The sequence below is a fragment of the Herminiimonas contaminans genome (assembly GCF_015645465.1).
Classification (GTDB): domain Bacteria; phylum Pseudomonadota; class Gammaproteobacteria; order Burkholderiales; family Burkholderiaceae_D; genus Oxalicibacterium; species Oxalicibacterium contaminans.
On the sequence record NZ_JADOEL010000023.1, the window covers coordinates 1 to 25,108 of the forward strand.

Here is a 25,108-nt window from a genome sequence, read left to right on the forward strand (position 1 = left end):
TACGCACCGCGGTGTTCCTGCACCATCCGTACTGCGCGCTCGCGCACCTCGGGGGAAAACTTGTTTGCTTTCTTCATGGCTCCATTCTCTCAGATAAAGAAGCCTCCACAATTTCCGGGGCGGTTCACTCAAGTCATATCCCATCATGAAGAGTCCAGCTTCGAAATGATGGCATCTTTCGGAGATCTCTTTGACATGGCCAAAAAGTTCGGGAGCTCGCTCAAGTACTTCTCTCATAATCCAACCCAATTGAAGCTGACGACGAGCCCACTCCATGGGTTTTTTGCGATTAAGTTTTGGGGTGCCTTTGAATTGAGCACCAAGTAGTTTGGGATCACGGACTTGGCAGCCTTGCCCTTCGTCGAAAGCAAAGCGGCTATGGTCTGCGGGTACGGATTCACTCGAGCTTTCTAGATCGATTCTGTAGAGGTGATATAGCGTTGAAATTGCTGCGCCCACTCGGCCATCATAAATAGGGGAGCCAGTTTTGTCTAAAAGTGCATGAATTTTGGTGAGACCTGAGTTGAATGCAGGCACGGACAGCGATGTAATGTCAGATAAACGGTTGGCCGAATCTAATCGCAGCAGTGATTCAACCTGCAAGAAATAGGCGGCTAATTTATTTTGAGATCTCAGATTGTCTAGAAAATCGATTGTCGGTCGATTGTCCACGCCACCCCAACGAAGAATGGCTCGGCTGACGTTGTAGGTCAGTTGATCGTCTCCACTCCGTACCGCGTCATTTATTTGTTCTCTCAAGGTGGTCAGCACTTTGCTGACGCTATCCCAATCACCTCCCCACTGGTATTGCGATTGTGCTGCACTAATTCCGATGAGCTGAGTGTTGATTCCATTCGGTACATATTTGGGGCTCTTGGAGAACACAAAATGCATGGGCAGAGTGGGTAGTTGTGTAGCTAGCCAATTTATGAATTTGTTCACATCAGGCTGGTTTAAATACTCTTGTCTGTTCATGCTCGGGCTTTCTGGTCTGTCCCTGACTTGAAAGACACCAAGATAAGGTGTTTTAATCAATCAGGAGGAAGTAAATGGCAAATCGTAGACAGTTCAGCAAGGAGTTCAAGGTAGAGGCGGTTAGGCTAGTTAAAGAACGAGGTGTTTCAATCGTGCAGGCCGCCAAAGACCTCAATGTGCACGAGAACGTATTGCGCAAATGGGTTCATGCCGTATCGGAAGATGCATCGCATGCCTTTCCCGGGCATGGTCAACTCAAACCAGAGCAACTTGAGATAGCAAGGTTGCGCAAAGAAGTCGCCAAACTGAAGATGGAGCGCGACATTTTAAAAAAAGCCGCCGCCTACTTCGCCAGGGAATCGATGTGAAATTTGGATTCGTGGCGAAGCACCGAGGAATCTGGCCGGTGGCACTGACCTGCGACACACTCGGCGTCTCGCGCAGTGGTTTTTATGCATGGCTCACGCGTACGCCGTGCAAACGTCGCACGGAGAACGAGCAACTCGGTCGCGCCGTTCATCACAGTTTTATTCAAAGTGACCGCACCTATGGCGCACGTCGTGTCTGGCACGACCTGTTGGCAAGTGGCTATCGTTGCGGCCTGCATCGCGTCGAACGGCTGATGCAGGCTCAAGCGTTACGGGCTCGACCTCGCCGGCGCAGCTTGCCGATTGACCGAGGTGAGCGCCCAGTCATCGGTATTGCAGCCAACGTGCTCGACCGGCAATTTGACGCTAGTGCACCGAACCGGAAATGGGTCGCTGACTTCACCTACATCTGGTCAGCCGAAGGGTGGCTTTACCTCGCTGTTGTACTAGACCTCTATTCCAGGCGTGTCATTGGCTGGTCGATGAAGGCTGAGATGAATGCACAACTCGTCGCCGATGCATTAATGATGGCTGTATGGCGACGTGGTAAGCCGGAATCCGTGATGCATCATTCTGACCGTGGAAGTCAATATACGAGTGAGCAGTTTCAGCGGCTATTGCTTGAATTGGGTGTGACGTGCAGCATGAGTCGTGCGGGTAATGTGTGGGACAACTCGGCCATGGAGAGCTTCTTCTCTTCATTGAAGACAGAGCGCTTATCCAGAAAGATGTTCCGCACGCGAGACGACATCAGGGCAGAAGTGTTTGACTACATCGAACGTTTCTACAATCCGGTTCGAAGACATTCAACGTTGGGTTATGTCAGCCCAATTGACTTTGAACAGCAAGCTCAATTAGCTTAATGCGGTGTCTTTCAGTTTGGGGACAGGCCATTCTTATTGTCAAAGTCCTAGATGAGTCGGAAGGAAGGTTGTGAAGCGAATAGTTTGAAGAATGCAGATATTGTGTTCGTCGATTGTGATCTAAAGCCCAATTGGAATAGAAAAAGCCCTTACGTTTTCACGTAAGGGCTTTCATATTCTGTGGCTCCCCGAACATTCCTTACTACGAACCAAATCACCCGTAAAACTGGCAGTCGCATTGCCAAAATACCTATGTGAACGGCGTGCGGCCTAATCATAGCGCTCTCTGGGAAATCTAACAATTCCCCCCCTCCCGTTGTATTGACTAAATCTGGAGACTGGCCAAGTCCTAACACTTGCGTCTTTCTCCGTGACCCCGAAACAAGACCACCGAAAACAACTTAGCGAGGTCACTTTCAAGTGTCCCCGTCACAACACGTTCAAAGCGGCGCCGGAGCATATCGATCCTGATCCCGAGGATCCAGTGCACCCGTACCGTTACCGGGCGCGTTGCGGCGTTTGTGGCGAAGAATGTGGCCAGGCGCCCTATGAACGAGCCTTGCTGAAAGCTTGGCAGAGTGCGACCGGACCAAAAACGGATGAGGGAAAAGCAGCAGCTGCAGCGAATTTGGAAGGCCATCCGACCAAGGACGAGAGCCTGCGCACCCGGTTCAATGCCATGAAGCACGGGGTAAATGCCAAGGTGGCGACGTATTTTCCTGCCAAGCCAGACGGTTATGCACTTTGTTCCACTTGTGACGTGGATCGTGGCTGGTGTAGCGCCCAGCCGGCTTGCGTCAAACAGACACAGAATTTCATGATGCACCAGGCGGCATTCCAGCAGAAGAAGCCTGGTCTATTGATGGACATGTATTCGGAACTCCAGGCCTCGATCTACTCAATCCTGCAGCAAATCATTATTACGATCGTTGCCGATGGGGTGAAGGTGCAGCGGCCGGTTTTTCACTTCGATGAACGGGGCAAGCTCTGCCTGGGTGAATACGTTAATGAGGTCGGCGACAAAGTCACTCTGATGGATGTGTCAGCGCATCCATTGCTGAAACCGTTGTCCGATTTTCTGACCAAAAACAATATGTCCCTGGCGGATATGGGGATGACAAACAAGGTGATCGAGGCCGAAGACATGATGCCTGGTCAGATATCGCGCAGCGCGGTACCGACCATCACTGACGACGAATACAAGCGGCAGCAGCTGCAGGCGCTGCGTGACCTGAAGGACAAAGTTAGCCGTTCTAACAAGCTTACTTCTGAGGATCCAATACTGCTGGAACACAATCAGGAGAACGGCGTCGGTGATTACATAGATGTTGTGGCGATAGAAAAATGAGCGGCGAACGTATTTCATCGTCGCAGCGTATCCAGGTGGCCAGTGTGGCCGAGACTGAGATCCTGCGTTACAAAGACGATCACGCCATGTGGCACAAACATGTGCACTCGGTGGATCTGGACCCGATGCAGATCCTCAAGCAGATAGAGATGGATGAGCACCCCAATACGGTCGACTATTCATGCCGTCGTGGCCGCAAGACCTCTGCCAAGGAAATGCACGCGCTGAAGACTTTGGCTTGTAATTCGCACCAGGAGCTCGGCATTTTTTCGCCACGTCAACAACAGTCCCAGGCAAACCTCAAGTACCACCTTGAAGCGATCGACCGATCGCCGATGTTGACCGGTTACATGGCGCACAAAAGTGGCCGCGTGCAGAAGTCAGATACCAAGTACCAGTTTTACAATAAAAGTCGTGCCCAGGCATACGGGATCATGTCGCAGATTGATGGTGATGGCTTGTCATATGCATCGCTGGAAGAAATTGACGATATGCCAGTCGAGAGGCTTTATTCCAGGCTGTTCCCAATGCTTGCCGGCACGCAGCGCCTGGGCGCACCAGAGGGCACCATCTTCAAACCTCAGATTCGCATCACCGGCGTTTTCAAAGGTGCGGATACGCTGTCCGGCCTGATCGACTCAGGTGGCTATCATGTTTTGCCTACGGTCAATGTCTACCTGGCATTGGAGCTGGGCATCTTGGACATGGGATACATCGACCAAAAGCGTAAAGAGATGCCCAGCGCCGAATACATCCGGCAGTACTTGTGCAAAAACGTCCAGGCGCAGAACCATATTTGGGAAAAATACATCAGGCTGGCCATGTCTATCGGCATCCAGGCCCAGCTGGTCCGTGCTGGGCCCTTGCCGGGGCAGCGCTACAAGAAACGGGGGCATTTGGCATTCGGCTATGACCACACCGGTCATGGTGAAAGTCTTTCGGCTTCAAAGTCGGCATTAGTGGTGTGTGAGCAGCTAGGCAATTACGTGTTTTTCCCCTACGTCAAAACTTGGCCAGCGGGGACCGATGACAACGTGGTGCGCCGGGAGCTGGTAGAGCTGTGGCGCTATTTTCAGCCTGATTCCGGTCTGGGCGATGCGTATGGCGTCGGCATGCTCACTTCAGTCAATGATGATCTGTTTGCCAAGGGTCTGACCGAGATCGACCGTCGCACCATCGCTGACGGCGAAAGCAATGCCAGCGCATGGCCAGAGTGGGCCTTTGCGCCTATCCGATTCGAGGGCATGGTGAAGCACAGTATGGCGTCAGCTTTACGCGCAGCGATGCATAACCGTTATGCGGCTATTCCCGAGTTTGACGAAGACAGCGAGTCGGATGGCGACAAGGACTGGCAAGTGTTTGTGCGCCAGCTCGGCAATATCAAACAGGTGGCAAATAAGACCAGTAGCTATCCCAGCTACAAGCAGGTTGATATCAAGATCGGGGATGACTTATTCGATGCGGCATGTGCTGGCGTTTGGTCCCTGAACACACGCGGTGCGGACCATATTCCGACGATCATCAGCGGCCGTACCCAAACACGTGAGCAGCTGCTGGGAATGGGGCGTGCCGCATGAAAAAGCCATTTGTCCAGCAGGCGCCGCCGCCCCGACCAGTCGCGCAACCCAAACCACTGAGGCAATTGTCGCCGGCCGAGCTTGATAAGGCACGACAGGCACGTGACGACATACACGCCCACCAGCCGGAATTGATACCCATGATCAAGCAGCTGCAGGAACTGGGGATGATTGACGGCTGGCGCAGCGTTTCGTTTACAGAGAAAGAAGAAAATGAAAATAAGTGAGCGTTTGAAAGTGCTATTCAGCGGTAAAAAGCCCGCTGCTTTGGCAGATTCTGCCCCGCCGTTGACGACTGAAAAGGGCTTGCGGACCCGGCCCGAGGATAGATATCGCGATATGTATCGCGAATTCTGGGTAGATCATGAAGTCCGTCAGACGATCCTGGATGTGCGCGAGATGGATCGTACAGATGGTCGCGTCAAGATGATCCACAGCCGGGTGGCCCGAGATGTCATTAAGGGTGGCCTGGTGATGTTGCAGGGGAAACCGGACAAACGGGTCGAGGACGCGTGGAAGTCATTCAAGCGACGCACTCAACTTGGCCGGCCGGAAAAATTGAAGAGCGACGCGCGCGGCCTGATCATGGAAGGGAGCCTGCCGCTGCAGCTCGTGCTCGATGCTGACCGTAATGTGTGTTCGATGGTGCGTATGCCGTCGGAAACGATCGTGCCCCAGGTTGATGACACCGGCCGCTTCAAGGATCTAAGCAAGGCATACCGGCAGCAGGATCTTATTACTGGCCAGGTAGCGGCAACTTATGCGCTGTGGCAGCTGCAAATGATCAGATTTGATCCGGACAATTTTGACGACCTCGGGTCAATGGGACGTCCTTTTCTTGATGCAAACCGATCCACCTGGAAAAAGTTGCTGATGACTGAAGAGGATCTGGTCATCCGTCGTCGCGTGCGTGCGCCGTTGAGACTGTCGCACGTACTGGAGGGGGCAACCCAGCCAGAGCTAGACAACTATGAAAACAAGGTCACCAGTGGTCAGCATGAAATAACGACTGATTATTTTTCAAACAAGAAGGGATCCGTAACGCCTATCCAGGGCGATGCCGCTCTTGACCAAATTGGTGATATTGCATTGCTGCTGGATTGTTTCTTCTCCGGTTCCCCTATGCCTAAAGGCCTCGCCGGTTATACGGAAGGGCTGACGCGTGACATCCTGGAAGATCTCAAACGCGACCATTTTGATGAAATCGACGTGCTCCAGGACACTTTGTCATTCGGTTACCAGCAAGCTTTCAATCTGGATTTACTGCTCAAGGGGATCAATCCAGAAGACGTAGATTGCGAGATTTGCTTTGCTGAACGCCGGACCGAAACACCGAGCCAAGCGGCTGACCGTGCACTTAAACTGCAGGCGCTGGGCATTCCGGAGGATGTTTTGTGGGAAGAGCTGGGCTTTGAACCGCAATACATCTTGCAGCGTCGGAAAAATGCCGCAGATCGCGTCGACCCGTATCCGGACGACACCGAAAGCGACCCGTCAGGAGAGACACGGATCAAAATCACCCCGGGCAATGCCCGCAAGGGTGGCTCAGCCTTATCTATTAAAAATCGGTAATGGCGCTCACACCAGAACAGGAAGCGGTCAAACGGGCCTCTCAGAAGGGCCAGAAAGCCCTGGCCGAGCTCGATCGCTCAACGCTGAGGAAATTACAGGATCTGTATGGTGTCGCCATGGAGGACATACGCCAGGCGCTAATCGCCGTGGCCGGTAGTGCCGGCATGATCGGGATTAGCAATATGGGCCTGATCCTGATGCAGATCCGCTCCAGGCTGGAAAATGTGTCTGCGGAGCGGAATCATATGCTTGACCAGGGATTGACCAAGGCGGCTGAAATCGGCACGACGCCATTTGTGACAACCGTGCCGCCGGCAACCCTGCAGGAAGTGCGCAGCGAGGCGGTCCAGTATGTGAGGGACTTTGCTGGCACTGACAAGCTAAAACTGTCTGACCGGATATGGCGCATTGACCGCCACGCGCAGGAAATTGTCGAGCAATCAGTGCGCAATTCTGTCATGCGGGGCCAGGGCGCTTCGCAGGCAGCCTCGGATTTTCTCGCGCGCGGGATCCCTGTGCCGGCAGAGATCGGGCTGGCACAGAAAGCAGCCACGGCGACAGAGATCGGTAAAACCGTGGAAACCCATTTGCTGACTGGGAAGGGGACGCCGGTCGATAACGCTATGCGCGTTATGCGTACGGAAATCAATCGATCGCACACCAGGGCTTACCAGCAAGGGGCAGCGGCGGATCCGGCGTCGGTCGGGACCAGGTTCCTGCTGTCGCCACGGCATCCCCGTGTCGATATCTGTGACATGCACGCTCGGGCCAATCTTTTTGGCCTAGGTGCCGGGGTTTATCCGCATGGTCGTAGTCCTTTGCCAGCGCATCCCAACACCCTGAGTTTTGAGGTCATCGTTTATCGTGACGAAGTGTCTGCCGCTGATCGCCAGGGTAAGCAGACGGTCATCGAGTTTCTGGAGAAAGTCCCCAGCAAGGACCGGAAAGGGATACTCGGCGCAAACAAGAATGAAGCGTTTGAAGCAGGCAAGCTGACCAAAGGCATGGTGCGCTCAAGATGGGGTGATGTACGCCGCCGCATAGGATGGCAGGAAGACTATCGAGACACCGTAAGCCGGCGGCACTTCAATCAGCGCGTGACCTTTCCGGATGGCGTGCCGGAGCTGCGGATCAAGGGGAACAGGCTTACTGAAACGCAAATTGCATCTCTGACCGGTGCACCAGATGGCGCCAAGATAAAAATGGATCCATATGGGGATGGTCCGACGTTGCGTATATCCCACCCGTTTTACGCTCACGATTCAAAGCGATCGTTTATACGCACGGAAGGCGGCGGGATGGCACTTTCCAATGATCTGCTGATGCTGAATCATAAAAAGGCACCTCGCGGGCTGGGACTCAGGATTTTTACGACCCAGGCGCTGCAGGCCAAGGAACTGGGCTTTGAGAGCATCGAGATCTTTGCGGCCAGGGGGCAAGGTATGAACGGGTACCACACCTGGCCACAGTATGGGGCGAATGCCAAGTTGCCCAAAGACATCCTTGAGCTTCTGCCGGACGGGCTGAAAGGGGCGACGGACCTGCTGGAGCTCGTCAAAACCGAAGCCGGCCGTGCATTCTGGCGGGAAGAGGGATACAGTATCGAATGTAGTTTTGACTTAACTGAGGGTAGCCGTTCATGGCAACAATTGATAAAACAAGTGACCGCAAAGAAAATCAGTCTGAAAAAGTGGACGGGTTTGATTTAGAAAATGCGCCAATTCGCAAGCCCTTGTCGGCTGACGAGCTGGCGCGCCGAGTGGCGCGCGGTGAGGTAGAAGAGATCGCGGATCCTGACGATCAGTGATCGCCTGGCAGAATTCGGCTTGATGGCTTGCCTATGAAATACCAGCTTCTCCAGTTATTCGTTGACGGCATTGAAATCCCCAGGAATGAGTGGAAGTTCCAATACACGTCTACTGGCGTGTTTAAAATCACTGACACGCTGGAGAATGGATTTAACCGCGTGCTGAAGATTGCCGAGTTCACCACGGAAGTCATGGAAGCCAGGTACTTACTTTACGACCCACAGATTGTGTGGTGGAACGAGAACCGCTTTACAGTTAAAGGATTTGAACGCAAAACGAAAGACGGTGTGACCACCAGTTTTGCGCAATCCTGGCTGATCACCCTGGTAGATGAAACGCAACCGGAAACGCCATTCAATTCAAGGCGCCGATAGAACCAGCATCAACATGCATAAAGCCCGCACATGCGGGTTTTTTTTCGTCCGCACGATTCATAACAATTCCCCCCCTCCCAATGTATTGACGGGACGACGACACTGAGGTCTGAGTCAGCAAAGTTTGCTGCACGCTGCCAGGTTCCCTGGATGCCTCCCTTCACGACAGGTGGCAGCGTGCACTTTTTATTTAGGGCGAAAGCGATGCACAAACCACGTCATATCAAATTGTCGGCAGAACATACCGGAGCAGTGCGATTCCTCTCTGGCCTCCATGTGAATCTGGAGGAAGACAAACCGACCTCCTGGGTGACATTGACGCGGACCGGTTCATTTACCGATCCGCGATACGGAACGTTTGCAATAACCGGTGCCATGCTGCTGGCTATGGTCAACAACTTCAACAAGGGTGTGTTTGGGCAGGACGTATTTATTGACGTCGCCCACCGTCCAAACGATGGCGCTGCAGCCAAAGTGTTGAAGCTGACCGTGGAAGGCGAACGTTTACGTGCATTTTGCGAGTGGACTCCGTTTGGAGTCGACGCGATCAAAAATAAGGGATATCGCTATCTCTCCCTGGAGTACCACGAAAGCTGGAAAGACAACGAAAAGGGCGCCGATCACGGATGCGTGATGCTAGGTGCCGGCTTGTGCGTGCGTCCCGTTATCAAGCGTCTCGATCCAGTCCAATTATCAGTATCAGACGAAGACGGCATCGCTGTTCTTCTGCACCCTTCACTCCAAACCACACTACTTCAGGAGCTAGACACCATGCATAAAGATGCACTCGCGAAATTAAAAGCCAAGCTGGAAGCGAAAAAGCTTGCAGCTCCCGTAATCGCAGCACTCATGGAAGCGGCAGAAAAATCTGTCATTCACCTTTCCGATGCCTCCCAAGCTCAAACGCTACTCGATTCGTTTGAACAATCGGGTATCAAACTGGCTGAAGAAATCGGCGACAAAGTCGTGACCTTGTCAATCAATGCTCCGGCTCCAGCCGCCGCAGCGCCTGGTTTGACTCAAGAAGCAGTCATCGCTTTGATGGCCGAGCAAAACCAATTAGCTGCTACAACAGCGAAGCAACTGGCAGAAAAGAAAGCGGCAAACGTCAAGCTGCTGGCAGACACCATCGGTGCAGCAACAGGTTTTGACGATGTCATGAAGAAATCCCTGACCGACACCGTGTCAGACTTGATCACCGCCGACATGACTGAAGAAAACGTCCGTCGCCTGGCAGATTTGCAGATCAAAAACGGTAACGAGCTGGTAGTGGCCCGTCAACTGACAGCCCTGGGCTACCCAGGTGCGGTTGGCAACGTGCATATCACCGTTGATTCCAGCAATCAGGTTAAATCCCTGCAGGCCCAAGTCGACAAACGCCTGGGCTTCGAAGGCATGGACGATGCGCAGCGCTATGTGAATACCGGTGGTCAGCTGCAACGTGCCAATAAGGAACTGGCTGACAAAGTCCTGGCGCAGTTCGATGCGATTCACGGCGCCCGACTGGCCGCGGAACACAAACAGCTTGCAGCCGGTACCGGGTCAGTATCCGATGTCAGCGTGCCGGCCATTTTTGAACGTACGGTGATTCGTGAAGCGCTGTATTCCATTATCGGCTTGCAGTTTGTCGATGTCGGTACCGCTGGCTTTAGCGCCACCCTGCAGCTGCCATACAGCTATCGGGATACCAGTGCGGCAGGACGCGGCAATACTCGCAGCTATGAAGCCCAGGGTATCCGTCGTTCCGGCATTATCCAGACCTTCGAAGAAACACGCCCTATCCCTCAAAAGCTCTCGTTCCGCGTTTCTGACGAACTGCGCTTGCTGGCAGCAAATGGCCAGCTGTCGGACTTTGATATCGTCATTGAAAACATGCGCAACGCGACGCGCATCATTGCCGAAGACACCGAAAAGCTGATCTTCGACGAAGTACTGAACTCCAATGATGAATACGGCGCGATCTCTGTGGCAGCTGAAGCGCTGACCGGTGTGAACGGCACCAATGCAGTGTTTGTCCTGGCAAACTTCCCTGTCGTTCGTCCTCGCAAGGTATTCGACCTGAAAGGTGCACAGCAAGGCGCTACGCTCAATCCGATTGTGGTGATGTATGCAGGCTCGGCCAAGTCAGAGTTTGACGGTTCCGGTACTCAGCCAGCTGGCACTTATTACGTGCTGGATTACAACCTGGGCGAGATTCGCTTTGTATCGGAAGCGGGTGCACCCGTGCTGCCAGCCAATGCAACCGCCATCACTGTTGCATACAGCAAGGCAACCAATGCGTTGCGCTTTGATACGGACCTGGGCTCACTGGCTGCACCGGCGAAATGGGATGATTTCCTGTACCGCTTTGGGCTGCGTAAAGACGTGATCGAAAGTCAGCGCTATTTCTCGGCGAACTATTCTTTGATGTCCGGCACCGTTCGCACGATGATCGAACAAGCCAGCCAGTTCGGCGCAAACAACAAGCGTAACGGCACAGATCTGTCCGCTGATGGCAACCTGGGCAAGATCAAGGACGTACCTGGTTTCAAATCTTCGGCCCCGGGTCTGATGATGGGCGACCAACGCCTGGTAATCGGACAGCGCGCAAACACTCGTTTCCGCATGTTGAAACCATGGGCAATGGAAGAGCTGGAGAACGCACGCGACAGCGGTGGCAACTTCACGGGTCAAAAGGAAGCATACGGCACTCAGTTCATTGCTTTGCTGACCCCGGCACTTCTGAAGGGTGCGACAACTTCCGTCGCACTCTACTCATCCAGCGCGCGCGTTAATCGCGCTTCCTGATCACCGGCGAACGATAACAAGCCCGTACTAGCAAAGCCCTCTCGTAATTTTGCGGGAGGGCTTTTCGGTAAAGCAAACCAAGGAAATGAAATGAACGAAGAAACTATCGCGATTGAAAATACTGGCGACTCTCCGAAGTATGTCGGTTCGGCGGTCGTCTTGCCTGGTGAAACTCGCGTTTTCCCATTGAGCGAGGTACCGGTTTATCTGCGCCCGACCGTTGGCGATCAAGTCGCAGCCGAGGAAGAAGAAGATGACCCAATGGCTGTACTGCTCGGCGGTACCGTTGCAAAGGTCACTGAAGCGTTGCCAAACCTGACGGCAGAAGAGTATGCGCATGTCAAGGCATTGGAAACCAGCAAAGAAGCGCCGCGCAAAGGTCTGGAAACAGCCTTTGCCGCTGAAGATCTGCGCCGCGCAGCACTGGAGCAGTAATTCATGGCCGGTACCATGTCCCGTGCTGACCTGGCTGCGTCGCTCAAGATCGCCTTGAACGACGCAGCTGAGGTATTTGTCAATGCTGAAGACATGGGGCGGCTGCTCGATGCAGCTGCCCAGGATTTCAACCGACACCGGCCCCGCACGCAGCTTGGATCCTTCGTGGTAACCGCGGATGTGTCGCAATACCCGGTACCCGCCGATCTTTACCTTTTTAAGTCGCCCTTGTGGGGTGTGGCACCACAGGTTCGAACCAAGCCATGGGAGAAAACCTGGCCTGGCCAATTACCTCGAGTTCAAATTGTCGAAGTTTCCGGCGCACGCATGCTGCACCTGGTTCCAGCTCCGACACATCACCAGGTGAATGTATTGGGCAGCGACTATCGCTACTACTACCTGGGGCGTCACGTTATCGATGAGGATGCAAACAAAACCACCATTGACGCAGGCGATCGATTCCTGCTCTTGCTTCGTGCCCAGGCAGAAGCGATGCGTGAGCTGGTCAATCGAAACATTAAAAAGCCGGTTCAGATGCGCGACGGCTTGAACTCGGCACCAAAAAATATGACCCCGTCAGCCTGGTGCGAAAAACTGCTTGCTGAATGGGAAATGAAAATTGAAGGGCTGGCAGCATGAGTACTTCAATCGTCATCACTAGTACTCAGCTGCAGGCGAAAGGCCGCAGGGCGGTCGTCAGCTTTGCCCGTACTCTTGATCGGTTCGTGCAGCGTGGTGCCCAGGAATTCGGGCGGGAAGAGAAAAAGCAGGCGCCGAAAGCATTCACGATCCTGACTAACAGTGTGGCCGTCAAAAAGAACGGTATCGCAGATTACACCGTGCGCCCGGGTAGTAAATATGCCGCATGGGTAAACAATGGTACGGCTCCCCATCAAGCGCCATTGCAGCCACTCATGCAATGGCTACGCTTAACCAAGCGGGTTAGCGATGGGAAGGAGTTGTATGCGCGTGCACGTGGCCTGCAGCGCTTCATTGCTGCTCACGGTACCAAAGCTAATCCTTTCGTCGACCGCACTCGGGAGGCGATGCACGGCCGGGTGATGGTTTTGCTGCATGACGGCGTCCATACAGGGATCAGGGAGGCGTTTCCAGCATGAACACAGTCGGACATGAAGAAGTCATCCTGGAGAGCTTCAAAACCGCACTTGCGGCCGCTTATCCGGATCGGATCGTTACCCGATCGCTGAAAGACTTCTCTGATCGCTCTGTAGCGGATCTGAAGAAGGGCGTGTTTACGGTCCTGGCGAAAGGCTTGCCAACGGGCGACTCAACATTTCAAACCATGTCGATGCTGGTGGTGGGACAGATCGAACTGCCTGAGAAGTCTGAAGGGGTCGACGTCGAGCGCGCAGAGTCACTGATGGGGCGCCAGGTGCGCGTGCTGCTGCAGCGGCAGCTGCGGGGCCCTGACATGCAGATCAAGAGTATGGACCAGTCGTCACAGCTGGAGGTGCCATACGGCTGGGTATCGATGATGCTGGAGGTAGGTCCTTATGACGCTACTGAAGAGCTGACTGAGGACGAGGCGATATACAAACTTGCCGAGTTTCTTACCTTTGACGCCGCGATCGACATTGGCCAGCCACATCAATCCGCAGACGAACATAGGAAATGGCTGAAGGAGCCGCCTGATTTTTCCAGCTCCAAACCTGATTTGCAATCGAAAACTGACTTACCAAGGAACTCACCATGAAACGCGTATATGTAACCCCAGTGGATCAAAAAATCATCCCTTTGCCAGACGGGAATGGTGATCTTCCCCAGGATGGCAAGGATGTAGCGGCAGTGTCTTACTGGTATCGCCGCCTGGCAGACGGTGATATCACGATGACCGAAGTTGGTGCGCAGCCGGAGGGGAAAGCCGCCAAGTCGACCTCCAAGAACGACACCAAGTAATTGGCTTCGGCCATTTCCATCAATCATTTAGAAAGGCAATGCCATGAGCGACAACGTTAGCTTCCGCGAGATCCCTGACGATATCCGGGTCCCATATCAAGCCACAGAAATCTCTGGCGTCCGTGCAGACGCGACTGCACCAGGGCTTCCACACAAAATCGTTCTGGTTGGGCAGAAACTGGCAGCTGGTACAGCTTTGCCTGGCGTTGAAGTGGTCGTCCAAAATCCTGATCAGGTAGCGAAATTGGCAGGGCGTGGCTCCATGCTGCATCACATCGCCATTGAAGCAAAGCGGGCTAATCCATACGCCCAGATGACTATGGTTCCAGTTATCGACCTTCCAGCTGGTGCTGCAGCAACTGGCACTCTGTCTTTTACCGGCCCTGCTACCGCAGCCGGAACGATCCCGATGTACATCGACGGCAATCGTATTCAGGTCGGGGTGAGCCAGGGAGACACTGCAGCAATGATTGCTGCGAACGTCGCCATTCAGATTAACGCTGCGGTCGACTTGCCGATGTCGGTACCGGTTGCCCCTACAGCCGGCAGTGTTGCCTTGGTCGCACGCCACAAGGGTGAGTGCGGCAATGATCTGGATGTACGCTTTGCGGCAAATTATGGTGAATCGATGCCTTCCGGCGTCGGAGTAACGATCACTGCGATGAATGGCGGTAGTGGTAATCCGGATGTCGCTCCTTTGTTAGCCGCTATCTCCGGCAGCGATCGCATTCGCCTGGTGATGCCTTGGACCGACTCCGCGAACATAGCCGCTGCCGAAGCAGATTTTGATGTTCGCTATGGCCCGATGGTCAAGCAGGAGTCGCACTTGTTTGCCTGTGTCTCTGGCTCGTTCGGATCCCTGACGACTTATGGTGATAACCGCAATAACATCAATTCGACGGTGTTCTGGCGCGAGGGAAATATGGTGGCTCCGTACCGCTTGGCTGCGCGCGCGGCTGGACTGGTTTCGATGCGTGGTGCATCTGATCCGGCTCGCCCGTATCACGGCATGGTGTTGACTGGCATTCCCGCTCCTGCAGAGCGTGATCGTGGAACCCTTGCCGAACACAATGCACTGTTGAAGAAAGGTATCTCAACTTTCAAATATGGCGCAGGCGGAGAGGTAATGATCGAGATGGTCTGCACCACGTACAAAACCAATTCTTTCGGCATGCCAACTAAGTCCTATTTCAAGATCAATAGCAAATGGGGTGCCGATTACTTCCGCTTCCGCTGGGATGCACTGATTGCGCAACGCTATCCGGATTTCAAAATCTGCGACGACGATACCGACTTTGCTCCAGGACAACCGATGGTCTCACCGTCAGTCCTGCGTGGTGAAGCGTTCGGTCTCTACAAAGACCTGGAATATACCGGCCAGGTTGAACAGACAGAGAGCTTCAAGGAAACACTGATTATGTTGCGCTCGATCGCCAATGTGAACCAGATGAATGCTGTGATGGCACCTAACCTGGTTAATCAGTTTGATGTGATGGCGACCATGATTGAATTTATCAACTAATACGCCAGCAGATCTGGTTCATTGAACCAGATCTAACCGAGCGAAATAGCATCTACTGGAGAGCGATATGTCTGACCTGTTAGCACGATTGAAAATGACCTTTGATGGCAAGAAATATGCCACTGAAGAACGTAGCACCACCATTGATATCGGTGGTGCGGATAATGAGCCAGTCCTGGACGAAGATGGTCGAGTGCACACCACCGAAAAACTGAACCCGGGCATGATAAAAACGACCTTGCTGGCGACCGAAGGGTTTAAATTGCGCCCGGTGCAGCAAATGAAAAACGGCACCATCATTGCCCAGGGTAATAACGGGCTGAACTACATCATGCGTAATGCCAAGTGCGGCACTGCGCGGGAAATTTCCGGCGGCAAGATCTCGGCAACGTTCTACGGCAATGTAGAGGAAATGTAACCATGTCACTTACATTCAAAGGAAAACTGAAAAAAGGCCTGAAAGTAGGTAAAAAAACTCACATGGCTTTCGAGTTGCGGCAGATGACGACTAAGGACATGTTGCAGGCTGAACTGGAAGCTTCGACCGCAACACCGTTGAATTATTCTGCAGAGCTGATCACGTTACAGCTGGTAAGCGTGGGGCGCTTTGAAGGTACAGGTGAAGAGGCGGCATACGTTGCTGAATTTGAAGGGCCGTTTGTCGTGTCGATGATTCACGATCTGGCAGACCCTTCCGACTTCCACGCACTGCGTGATGGATTACAGAAAGTGGCAATCCTGGGGGAAGATCTGTCGTCGACAACAGCGACCGCTTAAGGGCGGTGCTGCTGATCGGCGTTAAGACAGGGTGGTCTGAAGCGGAGATTCTTGCTCTCCCGCGTTCACGGTTTAAATTTTATCTGCAGGAACTGACAAGAGAAGGCGATCCCGATGAGTAACGAAAAGGATGATATCGGTGTACGGATCGTCGTTGATTATCAGAAAGCGCTGAAGGAGGTCCAGCAATTCACGGGCACCTTCGGCAAAGAATTTGCCGGGCTGCCAAAGATCGTGCAGCAGGTCGGCGCATCGATCGATGCATTGAATTCAAGAGTAGACAAACTTGGTAACAATCACGGCGCCCAGACCGTGTACCAGGATTTCAGCAAACTCCCACCAGTCATTGAAAAGCTAACTACTTCTGTCGATCGCCTTTCAGACGGGGTTGATCGCATGGCCAAGCGTAGTACACGTGGCTTGCGTGAGACGACTGACGAAGCGACCAAGCTGGAGAGAGTGCTGAGTAAGGTCGCGACCGGGGCAAAGGTCGCGGGTGCCGCCGTAGTGGGCTTCCAGGCTGGCAAGATGGTGATAGCGCCGCATGTCGACCGGATGCTGGACTACGATACTCGCTTGGCACATATGGCGAACGTGGCCTATGCCGGCAAGCCGGTAGCTGAACGTATTGCCGGAAAATCGGAGCTGGACAAAGTGATCCTGGGAGCGACCCGAGCTGGTGGCGGTACCCGGGAAGAAGCGCTTGACACATTCCAGAAATTGGTGGGATCCGGTGCGGTTAGTAACGACGAAGCTAAAACCATGCTGCCAGCGATTATGCGCGCAGCATCGGCATCCGGAGCCACGCCGGAACAGATCGCGGACATCGGTATACGATCCAAGCAGAACTTTGGTTTTGCAGCGACGGATCTGCCACATGTCATTGATATGGCCATCAAGTCGGGGAACCTGGGCGGTTTCGAGCTCAAGGACATGGCCAAGTGGTTGCCGGCACAAATGGCTGAGGCGGCATCTATTGGTATGAAAGGCGAGAAGGGATTCGCCCAATTGCTGGCCTTGAATCAGGCCTCAATCACTACTGCAGGTAGTACCGATATTGCAGGCAATAACGTCTCAAACCTGCTGTCGAAGATCAATAGCTCGGACACCCAGCAGGACTTCAAAAAACAAGGAATCAATCTGACTGGCAGCCTGCAAGCCGCGGCAGGGCAAGGCATTGATCCGATTACAGCATTTGCGAAGCTGATCGACACAGTGATGAGCAAAGACAAGCATTACGTGGCATTGGAAGCCAAACGTAAAACCTCAACATCGACCAATGAACAGGCCGACATTCTGGAAAAGCAATTGTTGCTTGCCGAAGGCACCGCAATTGGTAAGGTTCTCCAGGATCGTCAGGCGCGTACCGCATTCCTTGGGTTCAAGAAGCAAGGCACTGCCTATAAAAACCAGGTTGACGATGTCCTGGCCAATTCTGATGGCACCACCGCCGCCAACTTCTCGGTTATATCGACCACGCCTGCATTTGTTCGTCAGCAATCCATGAACGACCAGCTGAATGCACAGAACGAGGTAATGCAGAAGCTGGTACCGACGCTGACGACTTACTGGGAGTGGACGAGCAAGATCGCGCGGGAGTATCCCGGTTTGAGTACTTCGATTGAGGGCGGGAAGATTGCGATCGGAACCCTGGCTGCAGGGACGGGGGCCGCGTCGATAGTCATGGCGCTGCTAACCAAAAACGCCGCTGCAGCATCGGTTGCTTTGGGTGCTGTGGGTGCCGCTGGAAGTCTGCCTGGAGCTGGGGATCTGCCAGGTGGCAAGGGCAAGATGGGGAGACTGCCAGTCCTGGCCGGAGGCGTCGGCTTAGCGCTGATGCTGTCGGGTGATTCGCGCGCTGAATCGACTCCAGATCGGGATGCACTGAATGCGCAGATGGACGAGGATATGAAGGCCAAGGGGATGCGCAGGCAAAAAGGTTGGCTGTTTGACAGCTACGTCAAAGACGATGGGGCTGACGCGGATTCCGGCAAGGTTAGCCGGGCGCTGCAGGAGTCGATCAAATTTAACCCGATAGAGGCAAAAATCCAGCTGGGCGTGGCTTTTGACAGTATGGGAAACCCTCAAGTAAGTAGCGTCAAGACAACAGGATCAAATGTCCGGATGGATACCGGCCCAATGATGACGCATTGATATATCATGTCGTCACAGAAGCCCCCACCTTATGGGGTATTTTTTGCCTGAAATGAAAAAAGCCACATTGATCCTGGCGGTGCTGTTTGCGCTGCCGGCCCTTGCTCAAAGCCAGAAGGACCTGGAAAAGCCAGCCATGCGCGGTGATTACCAGGCACAGCGTAACCTGGCATATTCATTTGTCGCGCCCATGAAAGGCGAAAACCTGAACCCTGTGGCCGGGTGTGCCTGGTATTTGGTGATATTGAAATCGGGAAGCCCTAGGGTAGACGTAACCGACACAAACAATGCGACCTTGTACTGTGACCGATTGAGCCAGACTGAGAAGATAGCAGCCCATGGTAAAGCCGATGAGCTGGTGCGCCGGATCTACAAGAGGTGATAATCCACCGACAAAATGAGCCCTGTTGATACAGGGCTTTTTTATTGCCTGTCGTACGCCGATCTAACAATTCCCCCCCTGCCATTGCATTGACCAAAGGTCGAAACTCAGTCGCACTTAATAGTGCGATTTGAGCTGACCTTGACCTACCAATTCCTGCCGGCCTCCTTCCGAGGCGTACCGTTTAAAGTCGTCGAGGCCGAAACTGCCGTCGGCCGGCGTACGGTCGTGCACGAATTCGTTGCGCGGAACACTCCCTATCCTGAAGACATGGGGCGTGCAACAACGGACTTCGTTATCGAAGGCTTCATTATTGGCGACGACTACCTTGAGGGGAAAAAGCGGCTGATCGAGGCGCTGACACAAGAGGGACCAGGCACGCTGATTCATCCGAGTTTTGGCACGTTGCAGGTTTCCCTGGTCAACAAAGCACGGATGCGAGAAAACTTCATCACGTCTCGTGGCCGTGTCACTTTCACATTGGCATTTGTCGAAGCCGGGGACGCGGCGCAGCCTTCGACCAGGATCGACACGCAGCAGAAAGTCGTCGGTGCCGCCGATGGCTGCTATGGCCCGATGTTCGGTGATTTCAGCAATGTCTTCTCGATTGACGGAATGCCGTCGTGGTCCGTTGATTCGATCATTGGCGAAGTAGGGCAGATCACAGACGTGATCGCCAATATTCGGAATTCATTGCAATTCAATCTCGCGCCGCTCTCGGCGCTGATCCGTGCCGGCAATGAGCTGAAAGCCAACATCATCGACCTGGTGGCAATGCCAAACGCATTCGCTACCGAGTTGTCGGTACAGATCCGTGGCATGGTTGATCTGTTTGATTTCAATGCCGCACAGATTCAGATCTTTGGTAACCCGAGAGGATCCAGCCGGCCGCTGACAAATCTATTGCCTCTCAGTGATTATGGGCAGCCGTCCAGCGCGTTCGCGCGTCCGACCATTGCGCCGAGTACACCGGTCCGTGCGCAGCAAGCATTGAATCAAGAGGCGGTATTTGCGCTGATAGCCCGTACTGCTGTTGTCGAAGCCGCGCGGTCGTCAATCTATATCCCATTCGAAAGCGTACAAGAAGCAAACGAAGTGCGCGATCAGCTGTATGACGCGCTGGATACTCTGATGCTCGATGCATCGGATAGCGTCTATCAATCGCTGCAGGATCTACAGGTCGCAGTGGTACGGGATATCACCACTCGGGGCGCGAATCTTGCGCGGCTGTCGACCTTGGTCAATCCAGGATCTGTGCCGGCGCGGGTGCTTTCTTACCGCCTGTACGGTACTGGTGAGTACGCAGACGAGATCGTGAGCCGCAACCAACAGCCAGGGAATCTACTTCATCCGCTGTTTATGCCTGGCGCAACCCCATTGGAGGTGCGCCTTGTCTGAGCAACGTATCGAACTCTTGATTGATGGGTACTTCTACAGCGGTTGGAAATCCGCACGCGTAGAAGTAGGCATTGAACAGGCATCAGGTGCATTCGATCTATCGACCATGGATCGGTGGCAGCAAGAGCAACAATCCTGGCCGATTTATCCAGGCAATGCATGTCAAATCCTGATCGCTGGTCAGCAAGTAATGAATGGTTACGTGGACACAGCAAGGCCGCGTATTTCCAAGCAGGCTCACGGGATACGGATAGTCGGTCGGGATAAGACGATGGATCTGATTGACTGCTCGGCGGTCCATAAATCAGGCCAATGGAAGCGTGTCAAAGCGGATCGGATAGCACGCGATATCTGTCAGCCTTTTGGTATTGAGGTCATTGTCGATGGTGACGTGGGCGCTGCATTCGATAGCTTTAACATCGAAATGGGAGAACGAGCGTTCGCGACTATTGACCGCGCTGCGCGCATGCGGGGAATGCTGGTCACGACCGATGGCACGGGCAAGCTGAGATTGACTCGAGCTGGAACGACCAGGGCGACGGATAGCCTGGTCGAAGGCGAGAACATCATCGACGCGGAGCTGGAACACAGCTGGAAAGAGCGATACAGCGAGATCACAGTTAAGGGCCAGGGTAAGGGTGATGCAACCACGTTCGGCGCCAAGGTGGCCCACGGTGTGGCGTCGGCCAAGGATGATGTAATCAACCGGTATCGTCCTTTGATTGTCATTGCTGAGCAGCACGGGTCCTCCCCGACCTTTAAGCAGCGCGCCGAGTGGGAGCGCAATGTACGCCGCGGCCGCAGCACTATCGCAAATATCGTTGTTCAGGGTTGGACCCAGAAGGATGGCTCACTCTGGCGCCCTAATACCATTGTCTCTGTACAAACTCATCGCCTGGGGATCGACCAGGATCTGCTCATTGCACGCTGTGGTTATGCAACAGACGAGCGCGAAGGAAGCTTTACCCATCTAAAAGTTGTGCATCCGTCGGCATTTGAAATCCTGGACGGCATCAAGGCCACCAGATTGGGCAGTCGGATCCGTGGCACCAACGGGCTGGAGGATTCCAGTGTCGACAAGGACAAGTATCAATCCCGCAATCGGGCAAAGGGAGGTGGGCCAAGCGGCTCAATCATCGACTTTCGCGACGGTCAACTGGGAGGGCCGTTCCGATGAGCGACGATCTTGCACGACTGTTGGAGCCTCTGCGCAACAAAATCCGATTGCTGGCAGGTCGCGCCGTCGTTTCGCTACTGAAAGACGTCGTCACTGTTCAAGTCAAATTGCTGGACGGAGAGCCAAAGGAAGTCGAGATGTTCCAGCAGTACGGTTTCCGCTCCCGACCTTTACCAGGGGCCGAGGGGGTGAACCTGTCCGGCAATGGAATCCGTGATCTGACATACGTTTTTTGTGTTGATGATCGTCGATACCAGCTTGATCTGTTGGAAAGCGGCGAGGCCGCTTTGTATGACCACCTTGGAAAGCATGTCCACCTCAAAGCTGACGGTTCCATTGTCATCAAAGCAGACACCGAAGTATTGGTTGATGCACCGTTTCTGAAATGTACCGGCCAGATCATCGACAACTGCAATTCGAATTCCGTTTCGATGCAACGCATGCGTGAGAAATACAACGCGCACGTGCATCACGAGAACGATGCCGGCGGCAATACAGGTGGTCCCAGCGAGGTGATGGAATGACTGACCTGGCTACTACTTACATCAATTTCAGCGACGGCATGGATCTGGCGCTGGATGGCCTCTTGCTGCAGGACGACGACGGCTTGACTACGGCTGTCCTGCTTTCCCTTTTTACCGACAAGCGTGCACGTGTCGACGACGTTCTGCCGAATGCAGATCAGGGGAGTACCGATCGCCGTGGCTGGGTGGGCGACGACCTCAGCGAAATCGATGGCGATCAGCTCGGATCCCTGCTTTGGCTGAACGAATCGGCCAAGCAGCTGCAGTCAGTGCTGACTACAGATCGTCAATACGCGGAGGACGCCCTTGCCTGGTTAGTCACGGATCAGATCGCGTCCCGAGTGGATGTAGTCACCAGCAATCCATCGATGGGCGTGCGCCGGATGGACATCGCAATTCATCGTCCGGATCAGCCGGTAGCGCGGTTTCAGTTTGACAAATTTTGGAGCAATACCTAATGGCGATGGATATCGACGACCTGCGCACACTGCGTGACAAGGCGGAAGTGGTTATTGAGGCTGAGCTGCCAGGCACAAATGCGCGTTTGCGCCGTAGCAATTTGAACATTATCGCCAAGGTACAGGCGATGTTCACTCACGGCATGTTGCAGTTCGTCAAAGAATTTCTATCTCAATGCCTGCCCTGGTCAATGGGGTTCTTGTTGCGGCAATGGGCATCGGTTTGGGGCGTATACCCATTGGCGGCTACATACGCTAAGGGGCCGATAATTTTTACCGGTAATTCCGATCGTGTCGTGCTTGCCGGTACCGAGCTGCAGACGGACGACGGCCGGGAGTATGTGACTTTGACAGAAGTCACCCTGGTAGCGGGAACGGCGACCGTTACCGTGGAAGCGCTATTGCCAGGGCTTGCCGGCAACCTGGCAGCCGGACTCAAGATGACCTCCGTTACGACGATCGATGGCGTCAATGACGAGGCGATTGTTGGCACCGGCGGTATTGTCGGCGGTGCAGAGGCCGAGTCCCCTGAGTCGCTTTATCGCCGTTTCGTCCAGAAAGTACAGAACCCCGGGCACGGTGGTAATGACGAGGACTACAAGGGTTGGGCAATGGAAGTGCCAGGTGTTACCCGGGTGTGGGTATACGGCGGCCTGGACGGTGTTGACACGGTCCAGATCTACTTTGTGAGGGACGACGATGTAAGCATCATTCCGGATGCTGCAGAAGTTGCAGCTGTCGACGCGCACATCCGGGCACCAGGCCGCAAACCGGTAGCCGCAAGTGTCGGTGTGTACGCCCCTGCGCCCAAAGTGGTCAACTTCAAGATCAAGGCATTCCCAAACACTGTGCCAGTGAAGGCGGCTATCGAATCAGAATTGCGCGACTTGCTGAAGCGCGAAGCGGTTCTTGCCGGGACCACACCTCTTTCCCATTTTGACGAAGCCATATCGCTTGCCCAGGGCGAGACAGATCACATCATGTCGATGCCTGACGCACCTGTCGTTTGTGCGATCAATGAAATTGCTGTCTTCGGCGGAATTGAGTGGGAGTAGCCATGGACCCATTCAGCAAAGAGGATTACGCCTCGGTCTATCAGCAGCTGCAGCCGACAGGCCTCGCCTGGCCAACATCCAAAAAAAGCCTGTGGCGCAAGTTGTACAACGCCTTTGGTCGCATGGCGGTATCGGTCCACGCAACCCTTTTGCTGCTGACCCGAGAGCTTGATCCGCGCAGCACTTCGCAGCTGCTCAATGAATGGGAAAAGTTCGCAGGCTTGCCGGATGAATGTGTGATCGAGCAGGGCACGGAATCTGAAAGGCGCGCGGCCGTTCATTCAAAGATCACTGCTACCGGTGGTGCTAGTGCTGAATATTTCATTTCCGTTGCCAATGCGCTGGGATACGCCGGCGCGACCGTTACGGAGTTTCCTGTCGCTCGTTTCGGCCGCGCCCGATTCGGTACGGCACGTTTTCATGACCGACGCTGGCGCAACGTGTGGCAGCTGAATCTGCATGCGCCTGGTCCGGTACCAGCCCGTTTTCTTGATCGCTTTGGCGTGCGGTTTTATCAATCTGCCAGCCCTGTCCTTGAGTGTCGAATCCGCAAGCTCAAGCCATCTCACACACAAGCCTTTTTTCATTACGGAGAGTAGACCATGGATTATCCAATCAGCAGAGCGGCCGAGCTCGATCTTTCGGGAGGTCGATTCACCAATGGCATTCCTGGCGTGTTGCCGGCATCGATCATTGATCTGTTTACGTTCAATAGCATGATTGACGAAATCATGAATGTTCAAGCTGCAGCGGGCGTAACCAAGGACGAAGCAAATTCGTCACAACTGCTGGAAGCTATCAATAAAATCATTGAGGCCCGGGTCGACGACTACTCGATCGATATCGGCGTGGCCAATGCGTACAAGGTCGAACTGGATCCGCCGATCACTGTTTATCCGCCTAAATCAATTGAAGTGCAGTTCAAGGCGGTCAATGCGTCAACCATAGCGGCACCGACATTGGATGCCGGCGGCGGTCCTTTGACGCTGGTTCGGAGCGATGGATCTGCGCTTGCGTCGGGTGATATCGCGGTCGGGGCAATGATCACTGCAACCCGTGACCCGGCATCCAATCGCTTTTACATCCGTTCTATCGTTCCATCGCAGACGATGTCGCAGGCAGCGGCCGATGCCCGATATACCCGTGTCGCGTCAATTTTGGCCCTGCCAAACACAAATGTCGGCGCGATCACGGTGGAAGAGGCCAGTGAGGTATGGATCTGGTCAGCTTCAGCGTACTACACCGGTTACCGTTCACCGCTGTGCGGTCGGGCGGTCGATGGACACACCACGGTGCCATTGGCCAGCGAGTTTGATGCAATTGGCGGTTTATTACCGAAAGCGGCATATGCCCGTGTTTGGGCATATGCCCAGGAAAATGGCCGCGTCGTAACTCAGGCCTTTTGGGACGCAAACCGAGGCGGGCATTACTTCGTAGACGTGGACGCCACTTATTTTCGTACCCCTGATTTGCGTGACATGTTCCGTCGATATACCGGAACTGACGCTGACACTGCAAATGCAAGGACTATGGGTAGCTTCAAGGCCGACACGCTGCAGGGGCACTGGCACGACCCTAATGGATCTTTGGGGACGGGCATCGGCGGCGGCGGCAGCTCGGGCAGTTGGCAGATCGGA

24 protein-coding genes and 2 pseudogenes are annotated in these 25,108 nt (G+C 54.1%); 25 read left to right on the forward strand and 1 reads right to left on the reverse strand.

Annotated elements, in window-relative coordinates; translation table 11 throughout:
- A pseudogene (locus IXC47_RS18335) lies at positions 1-975 on the reverse strand (hypothetical protein); the annotation flags it as partial.
- Between the two features lie 74 nt (positions 976-1,049).
- On the opposite strand from IXC47_RS18335, the gene IXC47_RS18340 reads away from it, so the two are divergent.
- The 25 genes and pseudogenes from IXC47_RS18340 to IXC47_RS18460 form a co-directional block, all read left to right on the forward strand.
- A protein-coding gene (locus tag IXC47_RS18340; protein ID WP_195876628.1) for an IS3-like element ISHar2 family transposase occupies positions 1,050-2,206 on the forward strand; the annotation gives its coding sequence in 2 pieces (ribosomal slippage) (positions 1,050-1,302 and positions 1,302-2,206; 1,158 coding nt in all).
- A gap of 370 nt (positions 2,207-2,576) precedes the next feature.
- Positions 2,577-3,554, forward strand: coding sequence for a hypothetical protein (locus IXC47_RS18345; protein ID WP_195876629.1), 978 nt, complete (start codon positions 2,577-2,579; stop codon positions 3,552-3,554).
- A complete protein-coding gene (locus IXC47_RS18350) occupies positions 3,551-5,131 on the forward strand; it encodes a hypothetical protein (RefSeq protein ID WP_195876630.1) in 1,581 nt (526 codons plus the stop codon). Before IXC47_RS18345 ends, IXC47_RS18350 begins: the two co-directional genes overlap by 4 nt.
- Positions 5,128-5,358: a hypothetical protein gene (locus tag IXC47_RS18355; RefSeq protein ID WP_195876631.1), complete on the forward strand. Its 231-nt coding sequence runs from the start codon at positions 5,128-5,130 to the stop codon at positions 5,356-5,358. The genes IXC47_RS18350 and IXC47_RS18355 overlap by 4 nt, the downstream gene beginning before the upstream one ends.
- Entirely contained in the window at positions 5,345-6,703 is a 1,359-nt protein-coding gene (locus tag IXC47_RS18360; RefSeq protein ID WP_195876632.1) for a hypothetical protein, read from the forward strand. Before IXC47_RS18355 ends, IXC47_RS18360 begins: the two co-directional genes overlap by 14 nt.
- Entirely contained in the window at positions 6,703-8,412 is a 1,710-nt protein-coding gene (locus tag IXC47_RS18365) for a hypothetical protein (RefSeq protein WP_195876633.1), read from the forward strand. Before IXC47_RS18360 ends, IXC47_RS18365 begins: the two co-directional genes overlap by 1 nt.
- 131 nt (positions 8,413-8,543) lie before the next feature.
- Positions 8,544-8,885, forward strand: a complete 342-nt coding sequence (locus IXC47_RS18370) for a hypothetical protein (RefSeq protein ID WP_195876634.1) — start codon at positions 8,544-8,546, stop codon at positions 8,883-8,885.
- Between the two features lie 204 nt (positions 8,886-9,089).
- On the forward strand, positions 9,090-11,672 hold the full coding sequence (locus IXC47_RS18375) for a phage protease (protein ID WP_195876635.1): 2,583 nt from the start codon (positions 9,090-9,092) through the stop codon (positions 11,670-11,672).
- A 90-nt stretch (positions 11,673-11,762) separates the two neighbouring features.
- On the forward strand, positions 11,763-12,107 hold the full coding sequence (locus IXC47_RS18380; RefSeq protein WP_195876636.1) for a hypothetical protein: 345 nt from the start codon (positions 11,763-11,765) through the stop codon (positions 12,105-12,107).
- Between the two features lie 3 nt (positions 12,108-12,110).
- Positions 12,111-12,746: a phage adaptor protein gene (locus tag IXC47_RS18385; RefSeq protein ID WP_195876637.1), complete on the forward strand. Its 636-nt coding sequence runs from the start codon at positions 12,111-12,113 to the stop codon at positions 12,744-12,746.
- Positions 12,743-13,225 (forward strand): HK97 gp10 family phage protein, encoded by a 483-nt coding sequence (locus IXC47_RS18390; RefSeq protein ID WP_195876638.1) that lies wholly within the window; start codon positions 12,743-12,745, stop codon positions 13,223-13,225. Before IXC47_RS18385 ends, IXC47_RS18390 begins: the two co-directional genes overlap by 4 nt.
- Complete coding sequence (locus IXC47_RS18395) at positions 13,222-13,821, forward strand: hypothetical protein (RefSeq protein WP_195876639.1); 600 nt, start codon at positions 13,222-13,224, stop codon at positions 13,819-13,821. Before IXC47_RS18390 ends, IXC47_RS18395 begins: the two co-directional genes overlap by 4 nt.
- On the forward strand, positions 13,818-14,024 hold the full coding sequence (locus tag IXC47_RS18400; protein WP_195876640.1) for a DUF2635 domain-containing protein: 207 nt from the start codon (positions 13,818-13,820) through the stop codon (positions 14,022-14,024). Before IXC47_RS18395 ends, IXC47_RS18400 begins: the two co-directional genes overlap by 4 nt.
- Before the next feature lie 43 nt (positions 14,025-14,067).
- Positions 14,068-15,546, forward strand: coding sequence for a phage tail sheath subtilisin-like domain-containing protein (locus IXC47_RS18405; RefSeq protein WP_195876641.1), 1,479 nt, complete (start codon positions 14,068-14,070; stop codon positions 15,544-15,546).
- A gap of 67 nt (positions 15,547-15,613) precedes the next feature.
- Entirely contained in the window at positions 15,614-15,964 is a 351-nt protein-coding gene (locus IXC47_RS18410; protein WP_195876642.1) for a phage tail tube protein, read from the forward strand.
- 2 nt (positions 15,965-15,966) lie between these two features.
- Entirely contained in the window at positions 15,967-16,323 is a 357-nt protein-coding gene (locus tag IXC47_RS18415; RefSeq protein WP_195876643.1) for a hypothetical protein, read from the forward strand.
- A 114-nt stretch (positions 16,324-16,437) separates the two neighbouring features.
- Positions 16,438-18,477: a phage tail tape measure protein gene (locus IXC47_RS18420; protein ID WP_195876644.1), complete on the forward strand. Its 2,040-nt coding sequence runs from the start codon at positions 16,438-16,440 to the stop codon at positions 18,475-18,477.
- A gap of 43 nt (positions 18,478-18,520) precedes the next feature.
- Entirely contained in the window at positions 18,521-18,859 is a 339-nt protein-coding gene (locus IXC47_RS18425) for a hypothetical protein (RefSeq protein WP_195876645.1), read from the forward strand.
- 141 nt (positions 18,860-19,000) lie between these two features.
- On the forward strand, positions 19,001-20,257 hold the full coding sequence (locus tag IXC47_RS18430; RefSeq protein WP_195876646.1) for a DNA circularization protein: 1,257 nt from the start codon (positions 19,001-19,003) through the stop codon (positions 20,255-20,257).
- Positions 20,250-21,434, forward strand: a complete 1,185-nt coding sequence (locus IXC47_RS18435; RefSeq protein ID WP_195876647.1) for a phage baseplate assembly protein — start codon at positions 20,250-20,252, stop codon at positions 21,432-21,434. The genes IXC47_RS18430 and IXC47_RS18435 overlap by 8 nt, the downstream gene beginning before the upstream one ends.
- Positions 21,431-21,958 carry a phage baseplate assembly protein domain-containing protein gene (locus IXC47_RS18440; protein ID WP_195876648.1) on the forward strand — a complete coding sequence of 176 codons (528 nt, stop codon included), beginning with the start codon at positions 21,431-21,433 and terminating at the stop codon, positions 21,956-21,958. Before IXC47_RS18435 ends, IXC47_RS18440 begins: the two co-directional genes overlap by 4 nt.
- Entirely contained in the window at positions 21,955-22,416 is a 462-nt protein-coding gene (locus tag IXC47_RS18445; protein WP_230089654.1) for a phage GP46 family protein, read from the forward strand. The genes IXC47_RS18440 and IXC47_RS18445 overlap by 4 nt, the downstream gene beginning before the upstream one ends.
- Positions 22,416-23,471 (forward strand): baseplate J/gp47 family protein, encoded by a 1,056-nt coding sequence (locus tag IXC47_RS18450; protein ID WP_195876649.1) that lies wholly within the window; start codon positions 22,416-22,418, stop codon positions 23,469-23,471. The genes IXC47_RS18445 and IXC47_RS18450 overlap by 1 nt, the downstream gene beginning before the upstream one ends.
- A 2-nt stretch (positions 23,472-23,473) precedes the next feature.
- Positions 23,474-24,070, forward strand: a complete 597-nt coding sequence (locus IXC47_RS18455; RefSeq protein WP_195876650.1) for a YmfQ family protein — start codon at positions 23,474-23,476, stop codon at positions 24,068-24,070.
- Positions 24,071-24,073: 3 nt separating this feature from the next.
- Positions 24,074-25,108, forward strand: a pseudogene (locus IXC47_RS18460) (hypothetical protein); the annotation flags it as partial.

Coding starts and splice junctions, on each gene's coding strand:
- IXC47_RS18350 (WP_195876630.1), top strand. CDS start 3,551: ATGAGCGGCGAACGTATTTCATCGTCGCAGCGTATCCAGGTGGCCAGT.
- IXC47_RS18355 (WP_195876631.1), top strand. CDS start 5,128: ATGAAAAAGCCATTTGTCCAGCAGGCGCCGCCGCCCCGACCAGTCGCG.
- IXC47_RS18360 (WP_195876632.1), top strand. CDS start 5,345: ATGAAAATAAGTGAGCGTTTGAAAGTGCTATTCAGCGGTAAAAAGCCC.
- IXC47_RS18365 (WP_195876633.1), top strand. CDS start 6,703: ATGGCGCTCACACCAGAACAGGAAGCGGTCAAACGGGCCTCTCAGAAG.
- IXC47_RS18370 (WP_195876634.1), top strand. CDS start 8,544: ATGAAATACCAGCTTCTCCAGTTATTCGTTGACGGCATTGAAATCCCC.
- IXC47_RS18375 (WP_195876635.1), top strand. CDS start 9,090: ATGCACAAACCACGTCATATCAAATTGTCGGCAGAACATACCGGAGCA.
- IXC47_RS18380 (WP_195876636.1), top strand. CDS start 11,763: ATGAACGAAGAAACTATCGCGATTGAAAATACTGGCGACTCTCCGAAG.
- IXC47_RS18385 (WP_195876637.1), top strand. CDS start 12,111: ATGGCCGGTACCATGTCCCGTGCTGACCTGGCTGCGTCGCTCAAGATC.
- IXC47_RS18390 (WP_195876638.1), top strand. CDS start 12,743: ATGAGTACTTCAATCGTCATCACTAGTACTCAGCTGCAGGCGAAAGGC.
- IXC47_RS18395 (WP_195876639.1), top strand. CDS start 13,222: ATGAACACAGTCGGACATGAAGAAGTCATCCTGGAGAGCTTCAAAACC.
- IXC47_RS18400 (WP_195876640.1), top strand. CDS start 13,818: ATGAAACGCGTATATGTAACCCCAGTGGATCAAAAAATCATCCCTTTG.
- IXC47_RS18405 (WP_195876641.1), top strand. CDS start 14,068: ATGAGCGACAACGTTAGCTTCCGCGAGATCCCTGACGATATCCGGGTC.
- IXC47_RS18410 (WP_195876642.1), top strand. CDS start 15,614: ATGTCTGACCTGTTAGCACGATTGAAAATGACCTTTGATGGCAAGAAA.
- IXC47_RS18415 (WP_195876643.1), top strand. CDS start 15,967: ATGTCACTTACATTCAAAGGAAAACTGAAAAAAGGCCTGAAAGTAGGT.
- IXC47_RS18420 (WP_195876644.1), top strand. CDS start 16,438: ATGAGTAACGAAAAGGATGATATCGGTGTACGGATCGTCGTTGATTAT.
- IXC47_RS18440 (WP_195876648.1), top strand. CDS start 21,431: ATGAGCGACGATCTTGCACGACTGTTGGAGCCTCTGCGCAACAAAATC.
- IXC47_RS18445 (WP_230089654.1), top strand. CDS start 21,955: ATGACTGACCTGGCTACTACTTACATCAATTTCAGCGACGGCATGGAT.
- IXC47_RS18450 (WP_195876649.1), top strand. CDS start 22,416: ATGGCGATGGATATCGACGACCTGCGCACACTGCGTGACAAGGCGGAA.
- IXC47_RS18455 (WP_195876650.1), top strand. CDS start 23,474: ATGGACCCATTCAGCAAAGAGGATTACGCCTCGGTCTATCAGCAGCTG.